The organism is Endobacterium panacihumi, from assembly GCF_050847465.1.
Classification (GTDB): Bacteria; Pseudomonadota; Alphaproteobacteria; order Rhizobiales; family Rhizobiaceae; genus Neorhizobium; species Neorhizobium panacihumi.
In genome coordinates this window covers 132,558-151,602 of record NZ_JBOZRA010000003.1, presented here as the reverse complement: position 1 = coordinate 151,602, position 19,045 = coordinate 132,558, and the positions used below count along the sequence as shown (strand labels likewise).

The window sequence follows — 19,045 nt, the reverse complement described above, 5'->3', positions numbered from 1 at the left end:
GCGCCCGTAAATCACGGGGGCGGCTCGCACCTCATGGGGGCTCATATGCCGATCCTTTCCCGCCGCCACCTGCTTGCGCGCTCCGCGCTTCTGCTGGCGGCAACGTCCTTGTCCGGTCTCGCCGTTGCCGGCCCGCCCGCCGCTGCCGACAGTGCCGAGCCGCAACGGGGTGGCACTCTGGTGGTCATGACGGCCGTGCAGCCGCCGCAACTCGTTCCCTTTTCTCCGGACGGCTCGCGCAGCATCGGCCCCAAAATCATCGAAGGCTTGCTGCGTTACGATTTCGACCTGACTCCGAAACCGGCACTCGCAACCGAATGGAGCATTGCGCCGGACGGATTGACCTACACATTCAAACTGCGCGAAGGCGTGAAATGGCATGACGGCCAACCGTTCACCGCCGCCGACGCGGCATTTTCGATCGGACTGTTGAAGCAGATCCATACGCGCGGCCGCGCAACATTCGCCAATGTCGAAAAGCTGGAAACTCCGGACGAGCATACTCTGGTGCTGCGTCTGTCAAAGCCAGCTCCGTATCTGCTGAACGCCTTGGTCGCGAGCGAGTCACCGATCGTTGCCAAGCACATTTATGAGGGCAAGGATGCGGCGGCCAACCCGGCCAACAACCGACCGGTTGGAACCGGACCGTTCCGCTTCGTCGAACTGGTCCATGGCAGCCACCTCGTGCTCGAGCGAAACCCAGATTACTGGGATGCCGGCAAGCCTTACCTCGACAGCCTGATCATCCGCTTCATTAGCGACCCCGGCGCCCGCGCCGTCGCGATCGAAACGAAAGAGGTCGACATTGCCGGTGGGACACTCATCCCATTGAGCGAAGTCGAACGCATCAAGGCACTGGACCACATCGTGATCGACAATCGAGGCTCAGTGTTCGATTCCGGTGTGAAGCGGATCGAGTTCAACCTCGACAATCCCTACTTCAAGGACCTGCGGGTTCGCCGCGCCATTGCCCATGCGCTGGACAAGACGGTGATCCAGAACGTCATCTGGTACGGGTTCGGCCAGATCGTCGATGGCCCGATCAGTCCCGATCTTGCTCCCTTCCGCATGGAAGGTCTGCCGACCTACCCGTTTGACCTGAAAGCCGCCGAGGCGCTGCTCGACGAGGCCGGTTTTCCGCGCAAGACCGGCGGCATCCGTTTCTCGGTCATTCACGATTACCGGCCATCGACCGAGGGCGACAAGCGCACGGCGGAATACGTGAAGCAGGCGCTGGCCAAGATCGGCATCGACGTCACCGTGCGCACGCAGGATTTCGCAAGTTACGTCAAGCGCGTCTACACAGACCGCGACTTTGCATTCACCACCAATTCGATGACCAACACGTTTGATCCAACCGTCGGCGTCCAGCGTCTCTACTGGTCCAAGAACTTCAAGCCCGGCGTGCCATTCTCGAACGGCGCCCATTACGCTGATCCTGAAGTCGATGCGTTGCTGGAAAGTGCGGCCATCGAAATTGACGCAGTGCGCCGCAATACCCTGTGGGACGAGATCCAGGCAAAGGTCGTCACGGATCTGCCGGACATCAACCTGCTGTCGGATTTCGACTTCACCTACCTCAATCGCCGTGTCGTCAACGCGATCACGGATGCATCCGGCATTGCCGGTGATTTCGCAACGACCTGGGTCAAACAGTGAAAGGCGCTGCCATGACAACAGCAACCCTGACCAGACAGATGTATTACACACGTTGTCCTGCCCCGACAGCAACGGGTGTCGGCGCCGGGCTTGGTGTATTGCAGAAAGCGCTTGAGAGCAGCGGTTTTGCGCCGAGTGCCCTTCAGGATGTGACCGACCCGGAAATCCGACGCCACCATTTCGAACACGGCATTTCCAACCTCATCCGCGAGGGCGGCAATATCCCGGCCATCTGGGCGAAAAGCCGCGGCGCGCGCACCCGGCTTCTCGGCATCACCTGGCTGGACGAAATCCAGGCAATCGTCGTGCGGCCCAATTCCGGCTTCCAGAGCATCAGGGATCTGGCAAGTGCCCGGTTTGCGTTACCGGTCTCAGCTGGGGACCGGCCCGACGTTGCCGGAATTTCGACATTGCGCGGCATTGACCAGGCGCTCGGAACCATCGGCCGGAAATTGTCCGATGTCAGCCTTATCGAGGTTGCACACCGCCCGACGCCGCCGGGAGAACGCGGCGGCGAACATTTCGACGACGAACTCGACGCACTCGAGGACGGCCGGGTCGATGCCGTCTGGCTGAAAAGCGCGGTCGGTGCGGCGGCGATCATTTCCGGCCGCGCCCGGCCGGTTTTGCGGCTCGACCATCTGGTCAATCCGCTGGCGAGGGTCAACAACGGCACGCCGCGCACCCTGACCTTCCACGAGGATTTTATTTCGGAACATCCAGAGACCGTGCGGGCCGTACTTTCGGCGGTCACAAAGGCGGTGCACGCCATCGGTGACGATCGTCAGAAACTCTGGGCAATTCTTGCCGGCGAAACAAAACAGTCAGCGGCCGACGCGGAGATAGCGTTTGGCAGCTTTTCGACAGAAAATCTTCTTCCGACGCTCGACGAAAACAGGCTCGTGGCCCTGCAGCATCAGGCAGATTTTCTTTTGCGCCAGGGGTTTATCCCGAACGGCGTTGATGTTCGCCGGTGGGCACTGCACCAGGACGACATCTGATGAATGTTCACGTGACAAAAAACGCGGTCATATCGTCACGAAACTGGCGCCAGGTCGCACGCGATTTTGCTGAGAGCCTGCAGGTGGATGCCGTTGCGCGCGAGGCTTGCGGCCGCCCATTGCGGGAGGAATTCAAGGCCTGGGCAAAAACGGGGCTGCTGACCCTGACCGTTCCCGCCCATCATGGCGGACCGGGCCTGTCCTTCCCGGAATTGTCGGAGATGGTGCAGATTGTCTCGGCGGCAGATGGCGCCCTTGCCCAGACGGCACAAAGCCATTTCGGTACGATTGAAACAATGCGCAGCTTCGGCAACGCCAATCAGAAGACGGTGGTGTTCAAGCGCATTCTCGCCTTTGAAGCCTTCGGCAATGCCCAGGCGGAGGCCGGGCAGAAGGATCGGGGACTGCCGAATACGCGCGTTCGCCGCGATGGTCAGCACTTCCGGCTCGATGGCAAGAAACTATACACGACCGGCGCCTTCAATGGCGACTGGATCCGGATCTCGGCACAGGATGATGATGGCGAATTTGTTTTTGTCATCCTCGCCCGCGACACGCCCGGCATTATGTTTGCCGACGATTGGAGCCAGTTCGGCCAGCGTGGTACGGCGAGCCAGACGATCCACTTCGACAGTGTCGTGGTCAAACCGGAAGACATCTTGCGCAAGCCCGTTGGCCAGCAACCTTTCACACCATTGCTGGCAACCTTCCAGCTGACCCATTCGGCCATCGATATCGGCATTGGGCGCGGTTCGCTGGAGGCTGCAAAAACACTCATCCGCGGCAGGAGCCGCGTTCCGCCCGAGGCGCTGGCGCAGGGCTGGACTAGCCCCGCGGATGATAACCACCTGCTCGTTTCGCTTGGGCAATGGGAGGCACGCCAGCACGCCGCGGAATTGCTTCAGGCTCATGCGGCACAGGTTCTGCATGATGCCGTGGCAAGTCTTGATCCTTCGGCGGTGAACGAAGCGGCAATCACCATCTCGAAGGCCAAGGCATTCGGCGCGGAGGTTGCACTCCAGATCGCCAGCGACCTTTTCACATTCGTTGGCGCGAGCTCGACCAAGGCGGAACTCGGGCTGGATCGATACTGGCGCAACCTGCGGGTCCATACCCTGCATGACGCCAACTGGTGGAAATATTCGCAGGTCGGGGCTTATGCGCTGGATGGCACTCCGCCGCCTGTCATTCCATTGCAGTGAAGAGGAAAGCCTAGCGATGACCAGAGGGCGCAGTCTCGGCTCCGGGCAGACGAGTGTCGATAAGATCGACCGAGACATACTGGATATTCTGCAAAAGGACTCAACGGTGACGGTTGCCGACATCGGCGAGATTGTCGGTGTCTCGGCGACACCGTCCTGGCGCAGAATACAGAGGATGGAAGATCTCGGGATCATTCAAAAAAGGGTTGCCATTCTGGATCCCGACAAGGTCGGCGCCGGTACCACCGTTTTTGTCTCGATTTGTGCAGAGATGCATTCCGATAAATGGCGGCAACGTTTTGTGGAAACGGTCGAACGCCTTCCCGAGGTTGTCGAAGTCTATAGAACGAGCGGCAAGATCGACTATGTCCTCAAACTGGCTGTCCCAGACCTTTCGGCATATGATCATTTCTGCCGTAAGATCTCATCCCAAGTTGAAGTGCGGTCGGTCTCCTCCATGTTTGCGATGGATCGTATCAAGGAAACGACCGAACTGCCGCTCGGATATGTTTCGTCGAAAACACGCAGAACCGACAAATCCGGATAGGGTGACGTCACGTCTCGGAAAACTGAGATCGTCTCCTTCAAAATCCTCAAAAGGCGCCTGAACGCAATGACGTAGGCCTGCAGCATCTAAGGCTGACGTCGTGACGGACTGTCGATCCAGACTTGGTCGGCATTTTCGACGGCGAGGTGCCTTCATCATAGTGTTTTCAGGAATGCAAGAAGCGCTTCACGCTCTTGCGCGGTCAGCTCAAAAGCCCGCAACTTCGATGAAACTGTCGCCATGCTGCGCGCCACCGGGTCAGCTTCCTCCCACTGGTTGCGCAGCCAGGGTGAACCGCCGCCACGTTCGTAAAAACGGATAACCATGTCGAGATCGGTAAAGGCGCCGTTATGCATGTAGGGTGCCGTATTTGCCACGGCGATCAGGCTCGGCGTGCGAAAACGGCCGGCATCCGAAACGGTTCCCGTCACTGAGAATCGGCCAGGGTCGACGCCGGCTTCACCTGGCATGGCCAGACCTGTGTTGTGGAAACTGTCGTCGGTCAGACTGGCGCCCGTGTGACATGTGCCGCAGCCCGCCTTGCCGCGGAATATCCGCAAGCCCGCGCGCTGCTGCCACGCAAGAGCGAGCTGGCTCACCTTCGCGTCATGGCGAAAGGATGCGTCTATGTCTCGAAGATAAGCGACGAGCGCGTCGGCAACCCGCGACAGGCTTATATCCGTCGAGCCGAAAACGCCGGCAAAATCCGCCTCGTATCCACGCCGCGATTTTATGGTCTCGAGCAGCGTCTCCGATGAGAGATTGCCCATTTCGTCCGGGTCGAACAGTGGTCTTTGTACCGCGCTGCGCAAGTCGGTCTCCACTCCGTCCCAGAAATAGGTCGTGCGACCTGCCGCCGATAACAATGTCGGCGTGTTTCGCCGTGCCGGATGACCACTGTCACCCACTGATCTTGCGAGACCATCGGCAAAATAGCGCGATGGCATGTGACAGGTCGAACAGGCCGTCCTGCCGCCCCCGGAGAGAGCGGGATCGTCGAACAGGCGTGCGCCCAACGCGACAATCGACGTGTCTGCCTGCCCGACTGCGGTCGTTCCAATATCCTGCGCGAAGATTGCGCAACTGCCGCTCAGCAGAACCGCAATGGCAAACCATGAGCCGCGCAGCCGCCTGTTCGGCATTATGTCAGCGAACGGCGATCAGATCGCGCAGCTTGTGGAACTGGGATTCCTGATCCTCGCCATAAGCAACCTTGTCGAAAAACCGACCATGACGGTCCATCAGGAAGATCAGCGCGGTGTGATCCATCGTGTAGTTCTCGCCGCTGGTCGGCACCTTTCTGTAGGTGGCCTTGAAGGCGCGAGCGATGACGGCCACCTCTTCCGGCGTGCCGGACAGTCCGACGATGCGTTCATCGAACCAGCCCAGATATTCCTTGAGACGTCCCGGCGTATCGCGCTCGGGATCGACGGTGACAAAGACGACCCGGAAATCGTCGGCCCGCGTGCCCAGCTCGGACAAACTCACCGAGATCTCGCCAAGTGTGGTCGGGCAGACTTCCGGGCAATGCGTGAAACCGAAAAACAGCGCGTATGGACGGCCGGCCAGATCCTTTTCCGTAAAGGTTCGACCATCCTGCGCCTTCAGGGTAAACGGCCCGCCGAGGTCCACACCTTGCGCCTGCGCGCCTCCGGCAAGTGATGCCAGAACCAAAACGCACCAGATGACAACTCTTGAAATGGTCAGCCGTGACAATCCGGAGCCTCCTGATCGAGATAGACTTCAAAGGCGACATTGGCGGCCCAGCGGCCGATGCGGGTGTGCCAACCTTCCTTCGTATTGAAGCCCGACACGGCCTGACCAACGGCGCCTGCAAGCGCTTCCGGCACCTGCGGCGCCACGTTTACCGTCAGGCTGGCGGGTGCTTCGGGCGGCAAGGTTGCCGAAAACTTCTGCCAGTTCTTTTCCGAAAACAGCCGGTCCAGCACCGGCTTTTCATGAATGGCTGCATCGCAGTCGCCAGTGCGCACCCACATCAGCGAACGCGCCGGCGCCCGCTCTTCCCGCACCTTGGCACCGAGGTCGCGCGCGAGTTTTCGCGATCGCTCGTTTGCCTGTGCGATGCATACGGTTTTGCCGCGCAGGTCGCTCCACTGACGGATGGCCGTATCGCTGCGCATGGCAACACTCAGTCCGGCCGATGCGCCTGCGAGAAATGTTCTGCCGTCCTGCGCCCGCGACCCGACTTCGCTGCCGATCGTCAGATCGACCACACCTTCCACCAGAGCCTTTTGGCGATCTCCATCGGCAACCTGGATGAACACGACCTCGCGCTGCAGGCTTTTGCCGATGTCGCGGCCAAGGTCGAGTTCGAAACCCTCCTCGGTATAAAGCCGCGTGTCGGTGATACGGGGTTCTGGAGGGACATAGGAAACGCCGATTTTCAGGATCTCGCGCGCACTGGCATGCGGACCTGCTAACAGCGAAGCAGCGGCCACAAACACGGCAAGGACAACGCCTGCCCGGCGACCCGAGCCGTTGCAAAAATGCAGCCTTCGCACTGCCTGCGGAATGGGAATTCTGTCTGTCATGCCCCAATCCTAATGCCGGTCGAAAGACATCTAAGGAAATTATACTTGCTGCATGACAAAGAATAAATTCGTTCAGTGACCGGCATTCGAACAGATCAGCGTCTTGATGATGCGCATTCCAAAATATCGATCGCATCCGGAATGATCCGCCTCATGCAACGTGACGAATAGCAAAATCATCCATCCGTTTTTTTTCGCGTGATCATGGCGCTCACAACCGAACATTGACCATCCACAATCGAGCCAACACTCTCCGCGCCATTGAATAGCCAATGGATCAGGAGAGCCCGCATGTCTCGCAGCAAATTGTCCTTAAGCCTTCGTGCCGCCGCACTGGGCGCCGCCAGCCTCGTCGCAATCGCCTTTGTCCTGCCTTCCGAAAAGGCGAGCGCGGAAACGGAAAAGCTGACCCAGATCAATCTGCAACTGCGCCCCTGGACGGTCGTTGCCGAGAAGAAGGGTTTTCTGAAGCAGGAGTTCGATAAGGTCGGCGTGCCCACAGTCAACCTGATCGCCTCCGGCACCGCTGAACTGCTCGGCGCGGAAGCCGCCGCCGTCAACAATGGCGGCATCGCGATCGCGCAGCGCATGATCTATCCGGCGACCGTGCACCGGGCCAACGGCCTCGACGCGGTCATCATCTGGGAATCCGAACCCTCCGACCAGTTCCGCACCCCTATCCTGGTTCGCGCCAAGGATGACAGCATCAACGAGGTGAAGGACCTCGAAGGCAAGAATTTCGCCTCCAGCCGGGTCAGCTGCTATTTCACCTCGCCTTTCGAGATTTTGAACAAGGCCGGCATTCCGCTCGATAGCCGCCTGAAGCAAGGCAAGGTGCGCTATCAGTCGATCGACAATTCCGCAGCGACCAACGCCGCGCTTCTGAGCGGCGCGATTGACGGCACGGCGGCCCATCTTGCCGTCAACAATGCTGCCGCGCTCTACCTTTCCGGCGAGGTCAAGATCGTCGGGCGCTCACCGGATGACGGTGTCTACGTGAATGGCGCCGGCCGCGTTTCCTATTTCGCCAAGCGTGATTTCGTCAACAAATATCCCGATGCGGTGAAGGCGTTCCTGATTGCCCATGAACGCACCAAGGAATGGATCGCCGCCAATATCGACGAGTCGGCGGAAATCATCGCGGAAGGTACACGTGTGCCGGTGCACATCGCCAAGTTCCAGATCACCGACCCTTCGACCTACGAATTCATGAAGGGCGAACAGAGCGCCGACAACGCCCGCAAGAGCATACGCGATTTCCAGGCATGGTATGTGGCGAACGGCGACGACATCCTGACCGAGCGCGGGCTCAGCGATGAACAGATCCACGCCTTTGTCGACGAGCGTTTCTTCGCAGGCGGCTCGCATTCCATCTACGAGTGACAGGGCAGCGCGGCGCCACTCAGCGCCACGCATTCCTTCCAGGGATGAGGCGAATATGCGCCAACGGATCAAAATCGATCGAGGATAAAATGACGAACTTCAATATTGCAACGGATGCAACGGCCGACCTCGTCACGCCGGAGCGGCGGCGTCCGAATTACTTTGGCTTTCTGTCCCATATCAATACTATCGGCCTGGTCTTGCCGGCCGTCATCCTGGGCTTATGGCAATTATCCGCCAGCCTGAGCTGGATACCGCCCGTCTTCCTGCCGGCACCGCTTACCGTCGTCAACGCATTCTGGACCATGCTGTCGCGCCAGAATCTGCATGTCGATTTCATCGAATCCATCTCGATCGTTTCGCAATCCTTCATCTATGGATCATTGGTCGCGGTTGCGCTCGGCATTGCCGCCGGCCTTTCCAGCAAGGTGGAAAGATTTTTCGGACCGACCTTCGACACCATCCGCCACATCCCCGGCATTGCCTGGCTGCCGCTGATCGTGCTGTGGCTCGGCATCGGCGCGCCGGCAAAAATCCTCGTCATCGCCAAGTCGGTGTTCTTTCCCGTGTTCCTCAACACGCTGCAGGGTATCCGCAACGTCGACAAGAACCATATCGAACTGGCGCGCGTGCTGACGCTGACCCGCTGGCAGTTGATCCGCAAGGTCGTGCTGCCGGCTGCCGTTCCCAGCATCATGGTCTCGTTGCGTTACTCTGCAGGTCTTGCCTGGGCGCTGGTCGTCGTTGCCGAAGGTCTCAGCGGTTTGCACGGCATCGGCTTCCTGATCTTCCGGGCGCAAGGTCTGCTTCTGACCGACCAGCTGGTCGTCTGCATGGTCATCATAGGTCTTGTCGGCTTCGCGATCGACCGGGGCATGTACGCCCTGCAGAAACGCGTGCTGCGCTGGAAACAGGGTTTTGACGGCTGAGCCGCCAGGACCGCCCCTCTTTTAGAACGCGCCAGGAGATGACAATGGCCGATCACGGCAATCTCGAAATTCGCAATATCGACAAAACCTATCTTGTTGACCAGAAACCCTTCCGGGTCCTCTCGAATGTAAGTCTCGACGCCCCGGCCGGCAGCTTCGTTACCATTGTCGGGCCATCCGGTTGCGGCAAGTCGACATTGCTGAGGCTGATCATCGGGCTGGATGACGGGTATGACGGCGAAATCCTGCTCGACGGCAAAAAAGTGTCTGGCACCAGCCTGTCGAGAGGCATCGTCTTTCAGGACCACCGTCTCCTGCCATGGCTGACGCTGGAACAGAATATCGCGCTCAGCCTGGAAAACTCCACATGGAGCACGGAGGACAAAAGGAAGGCAATCAACGACCATATCGCTCTTGTCGGCCTGCAGGGCTTTGAAAACAGCTATCCGCACCAGCTGTCAGGCGGCATGGCGCAACGCGCCGCGATTGCCCGCGGGCTGGTCAACCATCCGCAAGTGCTGCTCTTGGACGAACCGCTCGGCGCGCTCGACGCATTGACGCGGCAGCGGCTGCAGGGCGAACTGGAACGAATCTGGAAGGCCGAGGGCGTCACCATGATCCTCGTCACCCACGATGTCGACGAGGCCATTTACCTGAGCGACCGGGTGGTGGTCATGGCCGCCAATCCGGGCCGGGTGGTCAGGGACTTTGTCGTGGATATTCCAAAACCGCGTGACCGTGCAGGCCATGAGTTCGCCGATCTCAAGCGGCAGATCCTGGCGGCAATGGGCGAAACGGCACATTATGCCGAGGCGGCGGAATGATGGCTGGTCATCGCCGCCTTCTGCTGGTTCTTGGCCTGATCGGCACCATGATGATCGCGCCTTCTGCAAGCGCGGTCGATACGCCGCCGAGCACGGACCTTCCTGATCTTTCGGGTATCCGCGCCAAGATCTATGCCGACCGTTATCAGGACGCGATCGTCGATCTCGAAGCGCTGACCGCCAGCGTCAAGCATGCCGATCTCTATAACCTGCTCGGCTTTGCCAACCGCAAGCTCAAGCGCTACGATGCCGCCGCCAAATGGTACAAGGAGGCCCTCTATTACGCCCCCGATCATCGGCCGGCGCTGGAATATCAGGGCGAACTGTTCATCGCTCTCGGGGATCTTGATGCCGCCCAAGCCAATCTCGATCTGCTGACATTGTTCTGCCCGAACGGCTGTGCCGAGAAAGACACCCTCGCCAAGGCCATCGCTTCGGCCGGCGAACACCAGCACTGATTTGGCGACAGCATCGCCTCTTGCCGGTTGCTGCGCGCCTTTCGACGTGGGAGGATTTTCCGGCGGCTGCGCGTCCGGCAATATCAACCCTCTGTTGAAGCCTCACCCAATGGAATGTCAATCTAAATAACTGGCAGGATGCCGGCGCCATTTGGAAAAATATTGCCATTACGCGGATTAATATACAAAATAACTAGATTAATGATCGGCGCGGGATGCTGCTGGGCAAGGGAGGTTAGGCCATGACGACGACCGATCTGCTGACTGTTGCACGCGGGCGGCAACAGCCTCGATTGCCGACCCTGTCTCGCCTTCCCCCTCTCACGGCACTGCGCGCCTTCGTTGCAGCCGCCCGCCACGAAAGTTTTTCCCGCGCCGCCGAAGAGCTGCATGTTTCCACTGCCGCGATCGGCCAGCAGGTGCGCATCCTCGAAACCCATGTCGGCCAGACCCTGTTCAGCCGCCAGCGTGGCGAACTGGCGCTGACCGATGCCGGTGCGGCGCTCTATCCCGGCCTTGCCGACGCATTCGAATCCATGATCGACAGCCTGTCCGGCCTCATTCTCGGCAGCGCGCGGCCGTCTCTCGATCTGCTTGTCGATTCCGCTTTCCTCGCCCGTGTTCTGGCGCCGCGCCTGGGGCATCTGCGCGGCGGGCTGGCGGATGTCGAAATGAGCATCTCGGCGCGAGATTGCGGAAAATTCGATCCCAGCCGTTTTGATGCCGATGTCGCCATCCTGCCGCTATCGGAACCTATGCCCGGCTTCATCTGCGAGCCGCTTTTCAGCGATGCCGTCATCGCCGTCTGCACGCCGCAATTTGCCGACCGGCATGGTCTGGACAATGCCCCGGAACGCCTGCGCGATGGCTCCATCGAGATCCTCGCCGACGGTGGCAACGATGCGGCCTTCGACTGGAACACCTGGCTGCGCACTTGCGGTTTTTCCATCCGCCCCTCACGAGCGGCTTTCCGGCTTTCGCAGCAGACGGCCCTTATCGAGACCACTCTTGCCGGGCATGGCATCGCACTGGTGCGACAGTCGCTGGTGATCGAAGAACTGGCGGGTGGGCGGCTGGTCTGTCCCTTTGGCTCGCCACAACCAATTCGCAGCCGTTACCATCTCATCGTCAGTCCCGAGCGCCGTCGCCAGCCGGAAGTTACCTTCCTTCTGGCATTCCTGCGCGATGGCGATACGCCAGACATCGCGGTTGCCTAAGCAGACAAGGCCGGCGTCGATAACGCCGGCCGGGCATGCTTCTCAAGCGATGTTTTTCAGCGCCTCCTCGCCGGCATAAAGGCTCGGCGGTCGCGGCAGCCCGTAGTGATCCCGCAGCGTGCTGCCCTTGTAATCCTCCCGAAACAGGCCGCGCTTGCGTAGGATCGGCACGACCTCGTCGATAAAGGCATCGAAACCACCGGTCAGCCATGGCGGCATGACGTTGAAACCATCTGCCGCGTGCCCGTTGAACCAGGTGGAGAGCCAGTCGGCTACCTGCTCCGGCGTTCCGGCAATCACCTTGTGGCCGCGCGCGCCGGCCAGACGGTGCAGAAGCTGGCGGATCGTCGGGTTTTCGCGATCGATGACATCGAGAACCAGCTGGGAACGGCTGCTTGCGGCCCCCGCTCTCGTCTGTTCCACGAGATGGGGCGGGATCGGCTGGTCGATATCCGCGTCATCGAGATCCAAGCCGGTCATGCGGCGCAACTGGTTGAGGGAGAACGACGTCTGGGTGAGATCGTTGAATTCCGCCTCCAACCGTTTTGCCTCTTCTTCCGTGCCGCCGATGAACGGGCTGATGCCCGGCAAAACCTTGATATGCTGCGGATCGCGGCCCAGCGCTGCCGCGCGTGTCTTGATGTCGCGATAGAAGGACTGCGCGCTTTCCAGCGTCTGATGGGCGGTAAAGATCGCCTCCGCATAACGGGCGGCGAAATCGCGTCCATCTTCGGAGGATCCGGCCTGCACATAGACCGGCCGGCCCTGCGGCGAACGGGAAACGTTCAACGGCCCCTGGACGGAAAAGAACTCGCCCTTGTGCGCGATCGCATGGATGCGATCCGTCTCCGCAAACAGACCGCTCTCCTTGTCGGCGACGATGGCGTCGTCTTCCCAGCTGTCCCAGAGTTTCGTGACGACATCGACGAATTCGGCGCCGCGCCGATACCGCTCTGCATGCGCCGGGTGGTGGTCGAGACCGAAATTCGGGGCAGCATTGGCCGCCGACGTGGTGACGATGTTCCAGCCGACGCGCCCACCGGAAATATGATCGACGGAGGCAAACAGGCGGGCGAGGTTGTAAGGTTCGTAATAGGTGGTCGAGGCCGTTGCGATGAAACCGATCTTTTCGGTCACCGCCGCAAGCGCCGCAAATGTGGTAATCGGCTCCAGCCGGTGCCGCGCCGAATACCGGATATTGCCATCGAGAGCCGGCGCATCGGCGAAAAACAGGGCATCGAGCTTGGCCGCCTCGGCACGCTGGGCGATCTCTTGGTAGAGGCGCAGATCGGTTACGCGCTCAGGCTCCGAATCCTTGTAGCGCCACGCGGCTTCATGATGGCCGCCGGGATAGATGAAGGCGTTGAGGACAAGTTTTTCCGAGTTTCTGCTCATGTCGTTTCCTTTCATATCGTGTTGGCGCAATGGGTGCGCGCCGTCACGGCCCCACCGACCGTGGCGGTGCAGCCTGTTCAGCTGGTTTCCGCCAACCATGCCCGCGCGAGATTGCTGCTGAGCCCCTCCGCCCCAAGCGCGTAATCCTTCACGCGGGTGCTGCCAACGACCGGCTGGATAGGAGATGCGAGATTGATGACGGGCAGGTCCTTCGCAACGATGACCTGGAAATCCTTGAACAGCTGCGCCCGCTTTTCGATATCCGGCTCCACCGAGGCCGCTTCGAGCAGGCGATCGACCTCAGCGCTCTCGTAATGGCTGGCATTGGAGAAGGGCAGGCCGATCTTGAAGTTCTTGCTCCAGTAGACACGCTGCACACCGGCCGTTGGATCGAACGTGTTGGAGAGGGATTCCACGGAAAGGTCCCAGGCGCGGTCGGTATAAACGACCTTCACATAGGTGCCGAAATCGAACTTTTCGATTTCCGCATCGATGCCGACCTTGATCAGCGCGCGGGCGATGAAATCCGAATAGGTCTGCGGATTGAACGGGTTGGTGGTGACGCGCAGCTTGAAGCGCTTGCCGCCTTCCTTGCGCGGAAAACCAGCCTCGTCGAGCAGCTTTTCGGATAGCGCGGTGTCGAACTTGGCAAAACCGATATCGGGATTGTGGAATTTTCCAAGGCCGGGGCTGATCGCTGTCGGCGACGGGATCGCGTAACCGAACAACACGACATTGATCAGCGCCGGAACATCGATGGCATGCGCGATGGCCTGTCGAACCTTAAGCTCCTTGAGGTAACTGTTCTCGAGGTTGATCACCAACTGGTTCTGCTGGCCGGCATAGGCATAGATACGATCGTCGACACGCAGCGTCTCGGATGCCTTGAAACGTTCGAGATCGGCGAGCGGCACCGGATTGGGACCAATATCGCCCTCACCCGTTTCCAGCGCCGCCGCACGCGCACCGGCATCGTTGATGAGCCGGACGATGACCCGCTCCAGATAGGGGCGCGGCGCATCCCAGTAATCCGGGTTGCGTTCCAGCAGGATATGGCTGCCCGGCACCCATTCCTTCAGCACGAAAGGACCGCTGCCGATGATCTGTTCGGTTTTCGGATTGTCGACGGGCTTGAAGGTCTCGAACACATGTTTGGGCACGATCGGCGATTCCGAGCCGGCAAGTGCGGTGATCAGAGCCGGCGATGGCTTGGCCAGCTTCAGCTTCGCCACCAGCGGGTTAGACGTATCGATCGTTTCCACCTGCGAGAAGATGGCCCGGCCGCGCGGATGCGCTTCCTTCAGGCGCAGGATCGAAAAGGCGACGTCAGCCGAAGTGACCGGCTTCCCGTCATGGAATTTCGCCTTGGGCTGAAGATGAAAGACATAGTCCAGCCCATCGGCGGAAATGCTCCATTCGCGCGCCAGATTGGGTTTGGGGTTGAGATCGTAATCGTAGCTCAGCAAACCGTCGAAGATTTTCGAGCCTATGAACTGCGGACCACCGGCACTGGTATTGATCGCCACGAGCTGGGTCGGCTCCGGAAAATAGACGATTTTCAGCGTACCGCCGGACACCGGCTCCTCGGCTGCGGCAAAACCGCCATCGGGCAGCGAAACGAATGCGCCGGCAGCAAGCGCTATCTTATGAAACTGACGTCGGGAAAGAGACATAGTAGGCTCCGGTTTTTGGCGGTTCAATGCAGTTGAGGAAAACCATGACGCTCGGCGAGCAGTGTCAGGATGCGTCTGGTATCGGAGACGAAGCGCAGGCCATCGTGCTCACCGGCATCGTCCGGCACAGGGCCCTCGCCCGTCAGCACCAGCAGCGGCAGGCCCTGATTTTCCTCGCCGACGGCGGCGATCACGGCTTCACGGGGCCGCGCAAACGGCACGCGCCGGACATCGAGCCGGCTGGCGAGATCAGGAACGCTTGCGAGCAACCCCTCCACCTGATTGCAAGAGGGGCAGACAAACCGGGTTCCGGGATGTTTCGGGTCCTCGAAACCCGGAGCGATCAGAAAAAGCGTATCCTTGGCCATGGTCTCCATCATGCTTGGAAGAAGCGATTTCTCGCTCCGGGAGACCGACCTTGCCGAGCGCCGCGGCGCTTCGCCAGAAAGCTATTCTTGCGTATGCGGCAAGAAAATATTCTCGCCGAAAGTGCTGTGAAACCACATTTTTCATAAGGTTTGCAGATAGAACGAGGTTTTCAACCCACGCCGATCAGGCGCAATGACGTTCCACTTTATCCAGATCGCGCGACATGCCGCTAAGCCGGCAAATCGCGCGCGCTGATACGAAAAATCCCGGTTGCGAGGCCGGGATGATTTCTCAGGGACATCAAGACCGCGACGTCGCCTGCCGATTTTCGCCTACAGTCGCAACCCGGCCTGCTTCATCAACGGCAGGATGCGTTCTGCGAAATATTCGAGATCCTCCCGGAAATCGTAGAAATTCAGTTGCACACCGTCGATACCGGCCTTCTTCAATGCCGCGAACTGTTCCACGACCTGTTCGGGCGTGCCGATGATTTCAATATTTCCGCCGAGATTACGGCCCTGTTTGTGACGCGCATCGCCGCGCCCGCGCCAGGCATGTGCATCGCTGTCGTATTTGTTGGTGGCGAAGGAGCGTGTCGTCGGATCGGGCTTGCCCGCCTCGATCGCATCGGCAAAGGCAAGCGCCTCCTTCTCCGTATCGCGCGCCACGACGATCGGATTGATGATCGTCTTGATCTCCCGCCCATGGAATGCCGCCCTCGCCTTCAACGTGGCGACATGGTCCGGCAGCGTCTTCAGCGCGCTGTCGATATGGGCACCACCGGGTGATGTGACGAAGACCAGATCGGAATGGCGGGCGGCAAAATCGAAACCGGCGGGAGAACCCGTCGCCGTAACCAGGTTGGGACGACCGAAATGCGGTTTCGGGGTGATCCAGCCATTGCTGATGGCCCAGGGATTGAGCTTGCCCTCGTAGGAAAAATTCTCGTCCACCGTCCATAACGTATGCAGCACCTCGAACAGTTCCGACGCCATCTCGTAGCGTTTGTCGTGGTCGATGCGTTGCCAGCCGAACATTTCATGTTCGACGGCGCGGTGCCCGGTGACGATGTTGATGCCCCAGCGTCCCTTAGCGATGTGGTCCAGCGTTGCGCCATATTTGGCGAGATGAAGCGGGTGCAGCGGGCCGTAAAGGACGTGGATTGTGGAGATCAGCAGGATGTTTTTTGTAATCGCCGCCATCGCCCCAAGTGCGATGAAACTGTCGAGCGATGCCGCGCCGTCGTAACCGCCTTTCGGCAGCCACTGGGTGCGGCTGAATGCGATCTCGAAGCCGAGTTCGTCCGCCCTTTTCACCAGTTCGGCATTATAATCGAAGGTCCAGCTGTTGCTGGTCGGCACGCTGGAAAAATTGATATCCTGCAAATTGAGAAACAACCCGAGCATGAGCGGCTGCCTGGCGGCGCGACTGAGTGGGCTGTCGGGAAAATCGAATGGCCCGTTGCGGGGCTGAAGACCTTCGTTCTGCGCGGCCAACGCCATGTTGCTATCTCCTCATTCGGGGCTGATGCCGATCATGACAGGACATGGGCTCGATGCGCCCAAGCCGACCGCCACCGGGCAAGACTAGGGCAACAGGAGATTAATCTACAGTTATTATATACTATTATCGATTGGACATGGCGCTGAATATTGCCGAACAGCGACGGCATCCGGAATGATGCTGCCGCCCAAGGTTCGTTTCGGCCATGGCATTCTGCGAAAGCGCGGTCATCGGGCGATGACGAAAAATCCGACCGGCAATTATTTTCTACTGTTTCGATAGACAATTGAAACACCGTTTTCCCACCACTGCCTCAGATGAACATGCGGCCTTTGAACCGCCTCACCATCTCACCGACAATGGCGCCAGAGCCGCATGCCCGCACCGGGATGCGGCAAACGACCAGTCATCTGAAGGGGAGTAACGCAGCATGTCCGAACGTCTGGAAGTGATCGATATTCACACGCATCTCTGGCCGCCGGCATGGGCGCCGGGAGGACCACGCGCCAAGTCACATTTCAACTTTCGGAAGGAAACCCTCGAGCGCATCACCAACCCGCAGATCCTGATCGACGAATTCAGGCAGGCGGGCATCGAGCTTGGCGTCGTGACAGCCACGATCGAAAGCCTTTACGGCCATGAAGGTCCTGTCGATTTTGCAGGCGTGCGTGAAGCCAATGACTGGCTGGCAAAGCTGCAGCAGGACCATGAGGGCATCGTCGCTTTCGCGGTCACGGATGCCTTTGCCGGCGATGCAGGCGCCCGCGAGGCGGAGCGCGCCATCACCGAACTTGGCCTTGCCGGCCTTGTGCTGGATTCCGCGCGGGATGGCCACTTTATCGGCGACAGTGCCGTACGGCCGATACTGGAGGTTGCCGCCCGTCATCGTGTGCCGGTATTCGTCCATCCGGTCTCGCATCCGCAGGCGGACGTTCTGATCAGGGGTGCGGGCACGCTCGGCAATTCGGCCGGTCGCGGGCTGATCAACAGCGTTGCCTTCCTGTCGGTCATCCAGTCTTCGCTGCTCGACGAACTGCCCGATCTGCACCTGATTTTCGCGACACTTGGCCTCGGCGGCATCGTGCAGGCATCCCGCGGCGGCCGCTACAGCCGTGCGCAAAGGCAAGCCAAGGTCCGTCCGAACATCTATTTCGATACGATGGGCGATGACCCGGCGATCATTCGCACGCTTGTCGACTTCTTCGGGGCCGAGCGCGTGCTTGCCGGCACCGACTGGCCGATCCTGCCGGCCCTGCGGCACGACAGCCTGCAGGCCAGCCTGACGGAAGCCGGATTGAACGGCGCGGAACAGCGGCTTATTGCCGGTGGCAATGCCCGACGGCTGCTTGGCCTGCGTTTACAAGATGCAGTGGCCGCAGCAGAATAACGGCCGGACGTTCTCGTTCCGGCGGCCGCATGCCAGCATTATACGAGCGTTTTGATCACCCTTAAATTTGGCAGGAAACATGTCCCTCAATCCAACCCCGACAACCGAACAGACAGCCCCCGCACGAGACCTCCTCCACAGCCGCTACGGAACCGAGCAGCGCTTCGAACCGGGCAAATGGACCGATAGTCTGGACGCGATCCTCTCGCACCGGACGGTCAGGACCTACCTGCCGAAACCCGTGCCGGATGACATCCTGCACATCGCCGTGGCGGCGGCGCAGTCGGCGCCCAGTTCATCAAACCTGCAGGCGTGGAGCGTGGTCGCGGTCACGGACCTTCAGCGCCGCGCGGCCCTTGCCGATCTTGCCACGCCGAACCCACAGATTTTGTCGGCGCCACTGTTTCTGCTCTGGATCGCCGACCTGTCGCGCCTGCGGCATATCACGGTGAACCACGGCAATTCCGGCGAGGGGCTGGATTATCTCGAAAGCTTCCTGCTGGCATCGGTCGATGCGGCGCTGGCGGCCCAGAATGCGCTGGTTGCGCTGGAATCGCTGGGCCTTGGCACCTGCTATATCGGCGGCATGCGCAACCATCCCGCCGAAGTGGCGGCTTTGCTGAACCTGCCAGCTGAAGCATTCGCCGTATTCGGCATGACCGTCGGTTATCCCGACCCGAGCATCAAGACCGATATCAAGCCGAGACTGCCGCAATCCGCCGTCCTGCATCGCGAGCAGTATGGTGAGACAACACGCGACGCGGCGCTTGCAGATTATGATGATACCCTGCGCATTTTCCAGAAAGGCCAGGGGATGGCCGTACGCGGCTGGAGCGAGGTCGTCGCGGCCCGCGTCGCCGACAGGGCGGCGCTGAAAGGGCGCGATCTGTTGACCGACATTGCCCGTCGGTTGGGTTTCAAGCTCCGTTAGAGGCTTTCATTCGGC

18 protein-coding genes are annotated in these 19,045 nt (G+C 60.0%); 11 read left to right on the top strand and 7 right to left on the bottom strand.

The window, feature by feature from the left end; translation table 11 throughout:
• The first annotated feature begins 45 nt into the window (after positions 1-45).
• From ACRQ1B_RS16115 to ACRQ1B_RS16100, 4 genes are read left to right on the top strand one after another with little or no spacing between them, the layout of a single operon-like run.
• On the top strand, positions 46-1,659 hold the full coding sequence (locus tag ACRQ1B_RS16115) for an ABC transporter substrate-binding protein (RefSeq protein ID WP_432294779.1): 1,614 nt from the start codon (positions 46-48) through the stop codon (positions 1,657-1,659).
• A gap of 11 nt (positions 1,660-1,670) precedes the next feature.
• A complete protein-coding gene (locus ACRQ1B_RS16110; protein WP_432294778.1) occupies positions 1,671-2,660 on the top strand; it encodes an ABC transporter substrate-binding protein in 990 nt (329 codons plus the stop codon).
• Positions 2,660-3,862, top strand: a complete 1,203-nt coding sequence (locus ACRQ1B_RS16105) for an acyl-CoA dehydrogenase family protein (protein WP_432294777.1) — start codon at positions 2,660-2,662, stop codon at positions 3,860-3,862. The genes ACRQ1B_RS16110 and ACRQ1B_RS16105 overlap by 1 nt, the downstream gene beginning before the upstream one ends.
• Positions 3,819-4,409, top strand: a complete 591-nt coding sequence (locus tag ACRQ1B_RS16100; RefSeq protein ID WP_432294775.1) for an Lrp/AsnC family transcriptional regulator — start codon at positions 3,819-3,821, stop codon at positions 4,407-4,409. Before ACRQ1B_RS16105 ends, ACRQ1B_RS16100 begins: the two co-directional genes overlap by 44 nt.
• A gap of 155 nt (positions 4,410-4,564) precedes the next feature.
• Here the strand turns inward: ACRQ1B_RS16100 and ACRQ1B_RS16095 are convergent, their stop codons facing one another.
• From ACRQ1B_RS16095 to ACRQ1B_RS16085, 3 genes are read right to left on the bottom strand one after another with little or no spacing between them, the layout of a single operon-like run.
• Positions 4,565-5,551 carry a cytochrome-c peroxidase gene (locus tag ACRQ1B_RS16095; protein WP_432294774.1) on the bottom strand — a complete coding sequence of 329 codons (987 nt, stop codon included), beginning with the start codon at positions 5,549-5,551 and terminating at the stop codon, positions 4,565-4,567.
• A gap of 4 nt (positions 5,552-5,555) precedes the next feature.
• Positions 5,556-6,125: an SCO family protein gene (locus ACRQ1B_RS16090; RefSeq protein ID WP_432294773.1), complete on the bottom strand. Its 570-nt coding sequence runs from the start codon at positions 6,123-6,125 to the stop codon at positions 5,556-5,558.
• The gene (locus tag ACRQ1B_RS16085; RefSeq protein ID WP_432294772.1) at positions 6,113-6,961 is read right to left on the bottom strand and encodes a type 2 periplasmic-binding domain-containing protein; all 849 of its coding nucleotides are present in this window, start codon (positions 6,959-6,961) and stop codon (positions 6,113-6,115) included. Before ACRQ1B_RS16085 ends, ACRQ1B_RS16090 begins: the two co-directional genes overlap by 13 nt.
• A 291-nt stretch (positions 6,962-7,252) precedes the next feature.
• Between ACRQ1B_RS16085 and ACRQ1B_RS16080 the strand changes: the two genes are divergently transcribed.
• The 5 genes from ACRQ1B_RS16080 to ACRQ1B_RS16060 all read left to right on the top strand — a co-directional run bounded on the left by ACRQ1B_RS16080 (position 7,253) and on the right by ACRQ1B_RS16060 (position 11,772).
• A complete protein-coding gene (locus ACRQ1B_RS16080; RefSeq protein WP_432294770.1) occupies positions 7,253-8,344 on the top strand; it encodes an ABC transporter substrate-binding protein in 1,092 nt (363 codons plus the stop codon).
• Positions 8,345-8,433: 89 nt separating this feature from the next.
• Positions 8,434-9,273, top strand: coding sequence for an ABC transporter permease (locus tag ACRQ1B_RS16075; protein ID WP_432294769.1), 840 nt, complete (start codon positions 8,434-8,436; stop codon positions 9,271-9,273).
• A 44-nt stretch (positions 9,274-9,317) separates the two neighbouring features.
• Positions 9,318-10,097, top strand: a complete 780-nt coding sequence (locus ACRQ1B_RS16070; RefSeq protein WP_432294768.1) for an ABC transporter ATP-binding protein — start codon at positions 9,318-9,320, stop codon at positions 10,095-10,097.
• Positions 10,094-10,555 (top strand): tetratricopeptide repeat protein, encoded by a 462-nt coding sequence (locus tag ACRQ1B_RS16065; RefSeq protein WP_432294767.1) that lies wholly within the window; start codon positions 10,094-10,096, stop codon positions 10,553-10,555. The genes ACRQ1B_RS16070 and ACRQ1B_RS16065 overlap by 4 nt, the downstream gene beginning before the upstream one ends.
• A 242-nt stretch (positions 10,556-10,797) precedes the next feature.
• The gene (locus ACRQ1B_RS16060) at positions 10,798-11,772 is read left to right on the top strand and encodes a LysR substrate-binding domain-containing protein (protein WP_432294766.1); all 975 of its coding nucleotides are present in this window, start codon (positions 10,798-10,800) and stop codon (positions 11,770-11,772) included.
• Positions 11,773-11,814: 42 nt separating this feature from the next.
• On the opposite strand, the gene ACRQ1B_RS16055 is transcribed toward ACRQ1B_RS16060, so the two are convergent.
• The 4 genes from ACRQ1B_RS16055 to ACRQ1B_RS16040 all read right to left on the bottom strand — a co-directional run bounded on the left by ACRQ1B_RS16055 (position 11,815) and on the right by ACRQ1B_RS16040 (position 16,711).
• On the bottom strand, positions 11,815-13,167 hold the full coding sequence (locus tag ACRQ1B_RS16055; protein WP_432294765.1) for an LLM class flavin-dependent oxidoreductase: 1,353 nt from the start codon (positions 13,165-13,167) through the stop codon (positions 11,815-11,817).
• Positions 13,168-13,244: 77 nt separating this feature from the next.
• Positions 13,245-14,840, bottom strand: a complete 1,596-nt coding sequence (locus ACRQ1B_RS16050) for an ABC transporter substrate-binding protein (protein WP_432294764.1) — start codon at positions 14,838-14,840, stop codon at positions 13,245-13,247.
• 23 nt (positions 14,841-14,863) lie between these two features.
• Positions 14,864-15,208, bottom strand: coding sequence for a DUF3088 domain-containing protein (locus tag ACRQ1B_RS16045; RefSeq protein WP_432294763.1), 345 nt, complete (start codon positions 15,206-15,208; stop codon positions 14,864-14,866).
• A 333-nt stretch (positions 15,209-15,541) separates the two neighbouring features.
• Positions 15,542-16,711, bottom strand: coding sequence for an LLM class flavin-dependent oxidoreductase (locus tag ACRQ1B_RS16040; protein ID WP_432294762.1), 1,170 nt, complete (start codon positions 16,709-16,711; stop codon positions 15,542-15,544).
• Positions 16,712-17,142: 431 nt separating this feature from the next.
• Here ACRQ1B_RS16040 and ACRQ1B_RS16035 point away from each other — a divergent pair, with 431 nt between their 5' ends.
• Together ACRQ1B_RS16035 and ACRQ1B_RS16030 are read left to right on the top strand one after the other, a co-directional pair.
• The gene (locus ACRQ1B_RS16035; RefSeq protein WP_432294761.1) at positions 17,143-18,099 is read left to right on the top strand and encodes an amidohydrolase family protein; all 957 of its coding nucleotides are present in this window, start codon (positions 17,143-17,145) and stop codon (positions 18,097-18,099) included.
• Positions 18,100-18,178: 79 nt separating this feature from the next.
• Positions 18,179-19,030: an NADPH-dependent oxidoreductase gene (locus ACRQ1B_RS16030; RefSeq protein ID WP_432294760.1), complete on the top strand. Its 852-nt coding sequence runs from the start codon at positions 18,179-18,181 to the stop codon at positions 19,028-19,030.
• Positions 19,031-19,045: the final 15 nt, after the last annotated feature.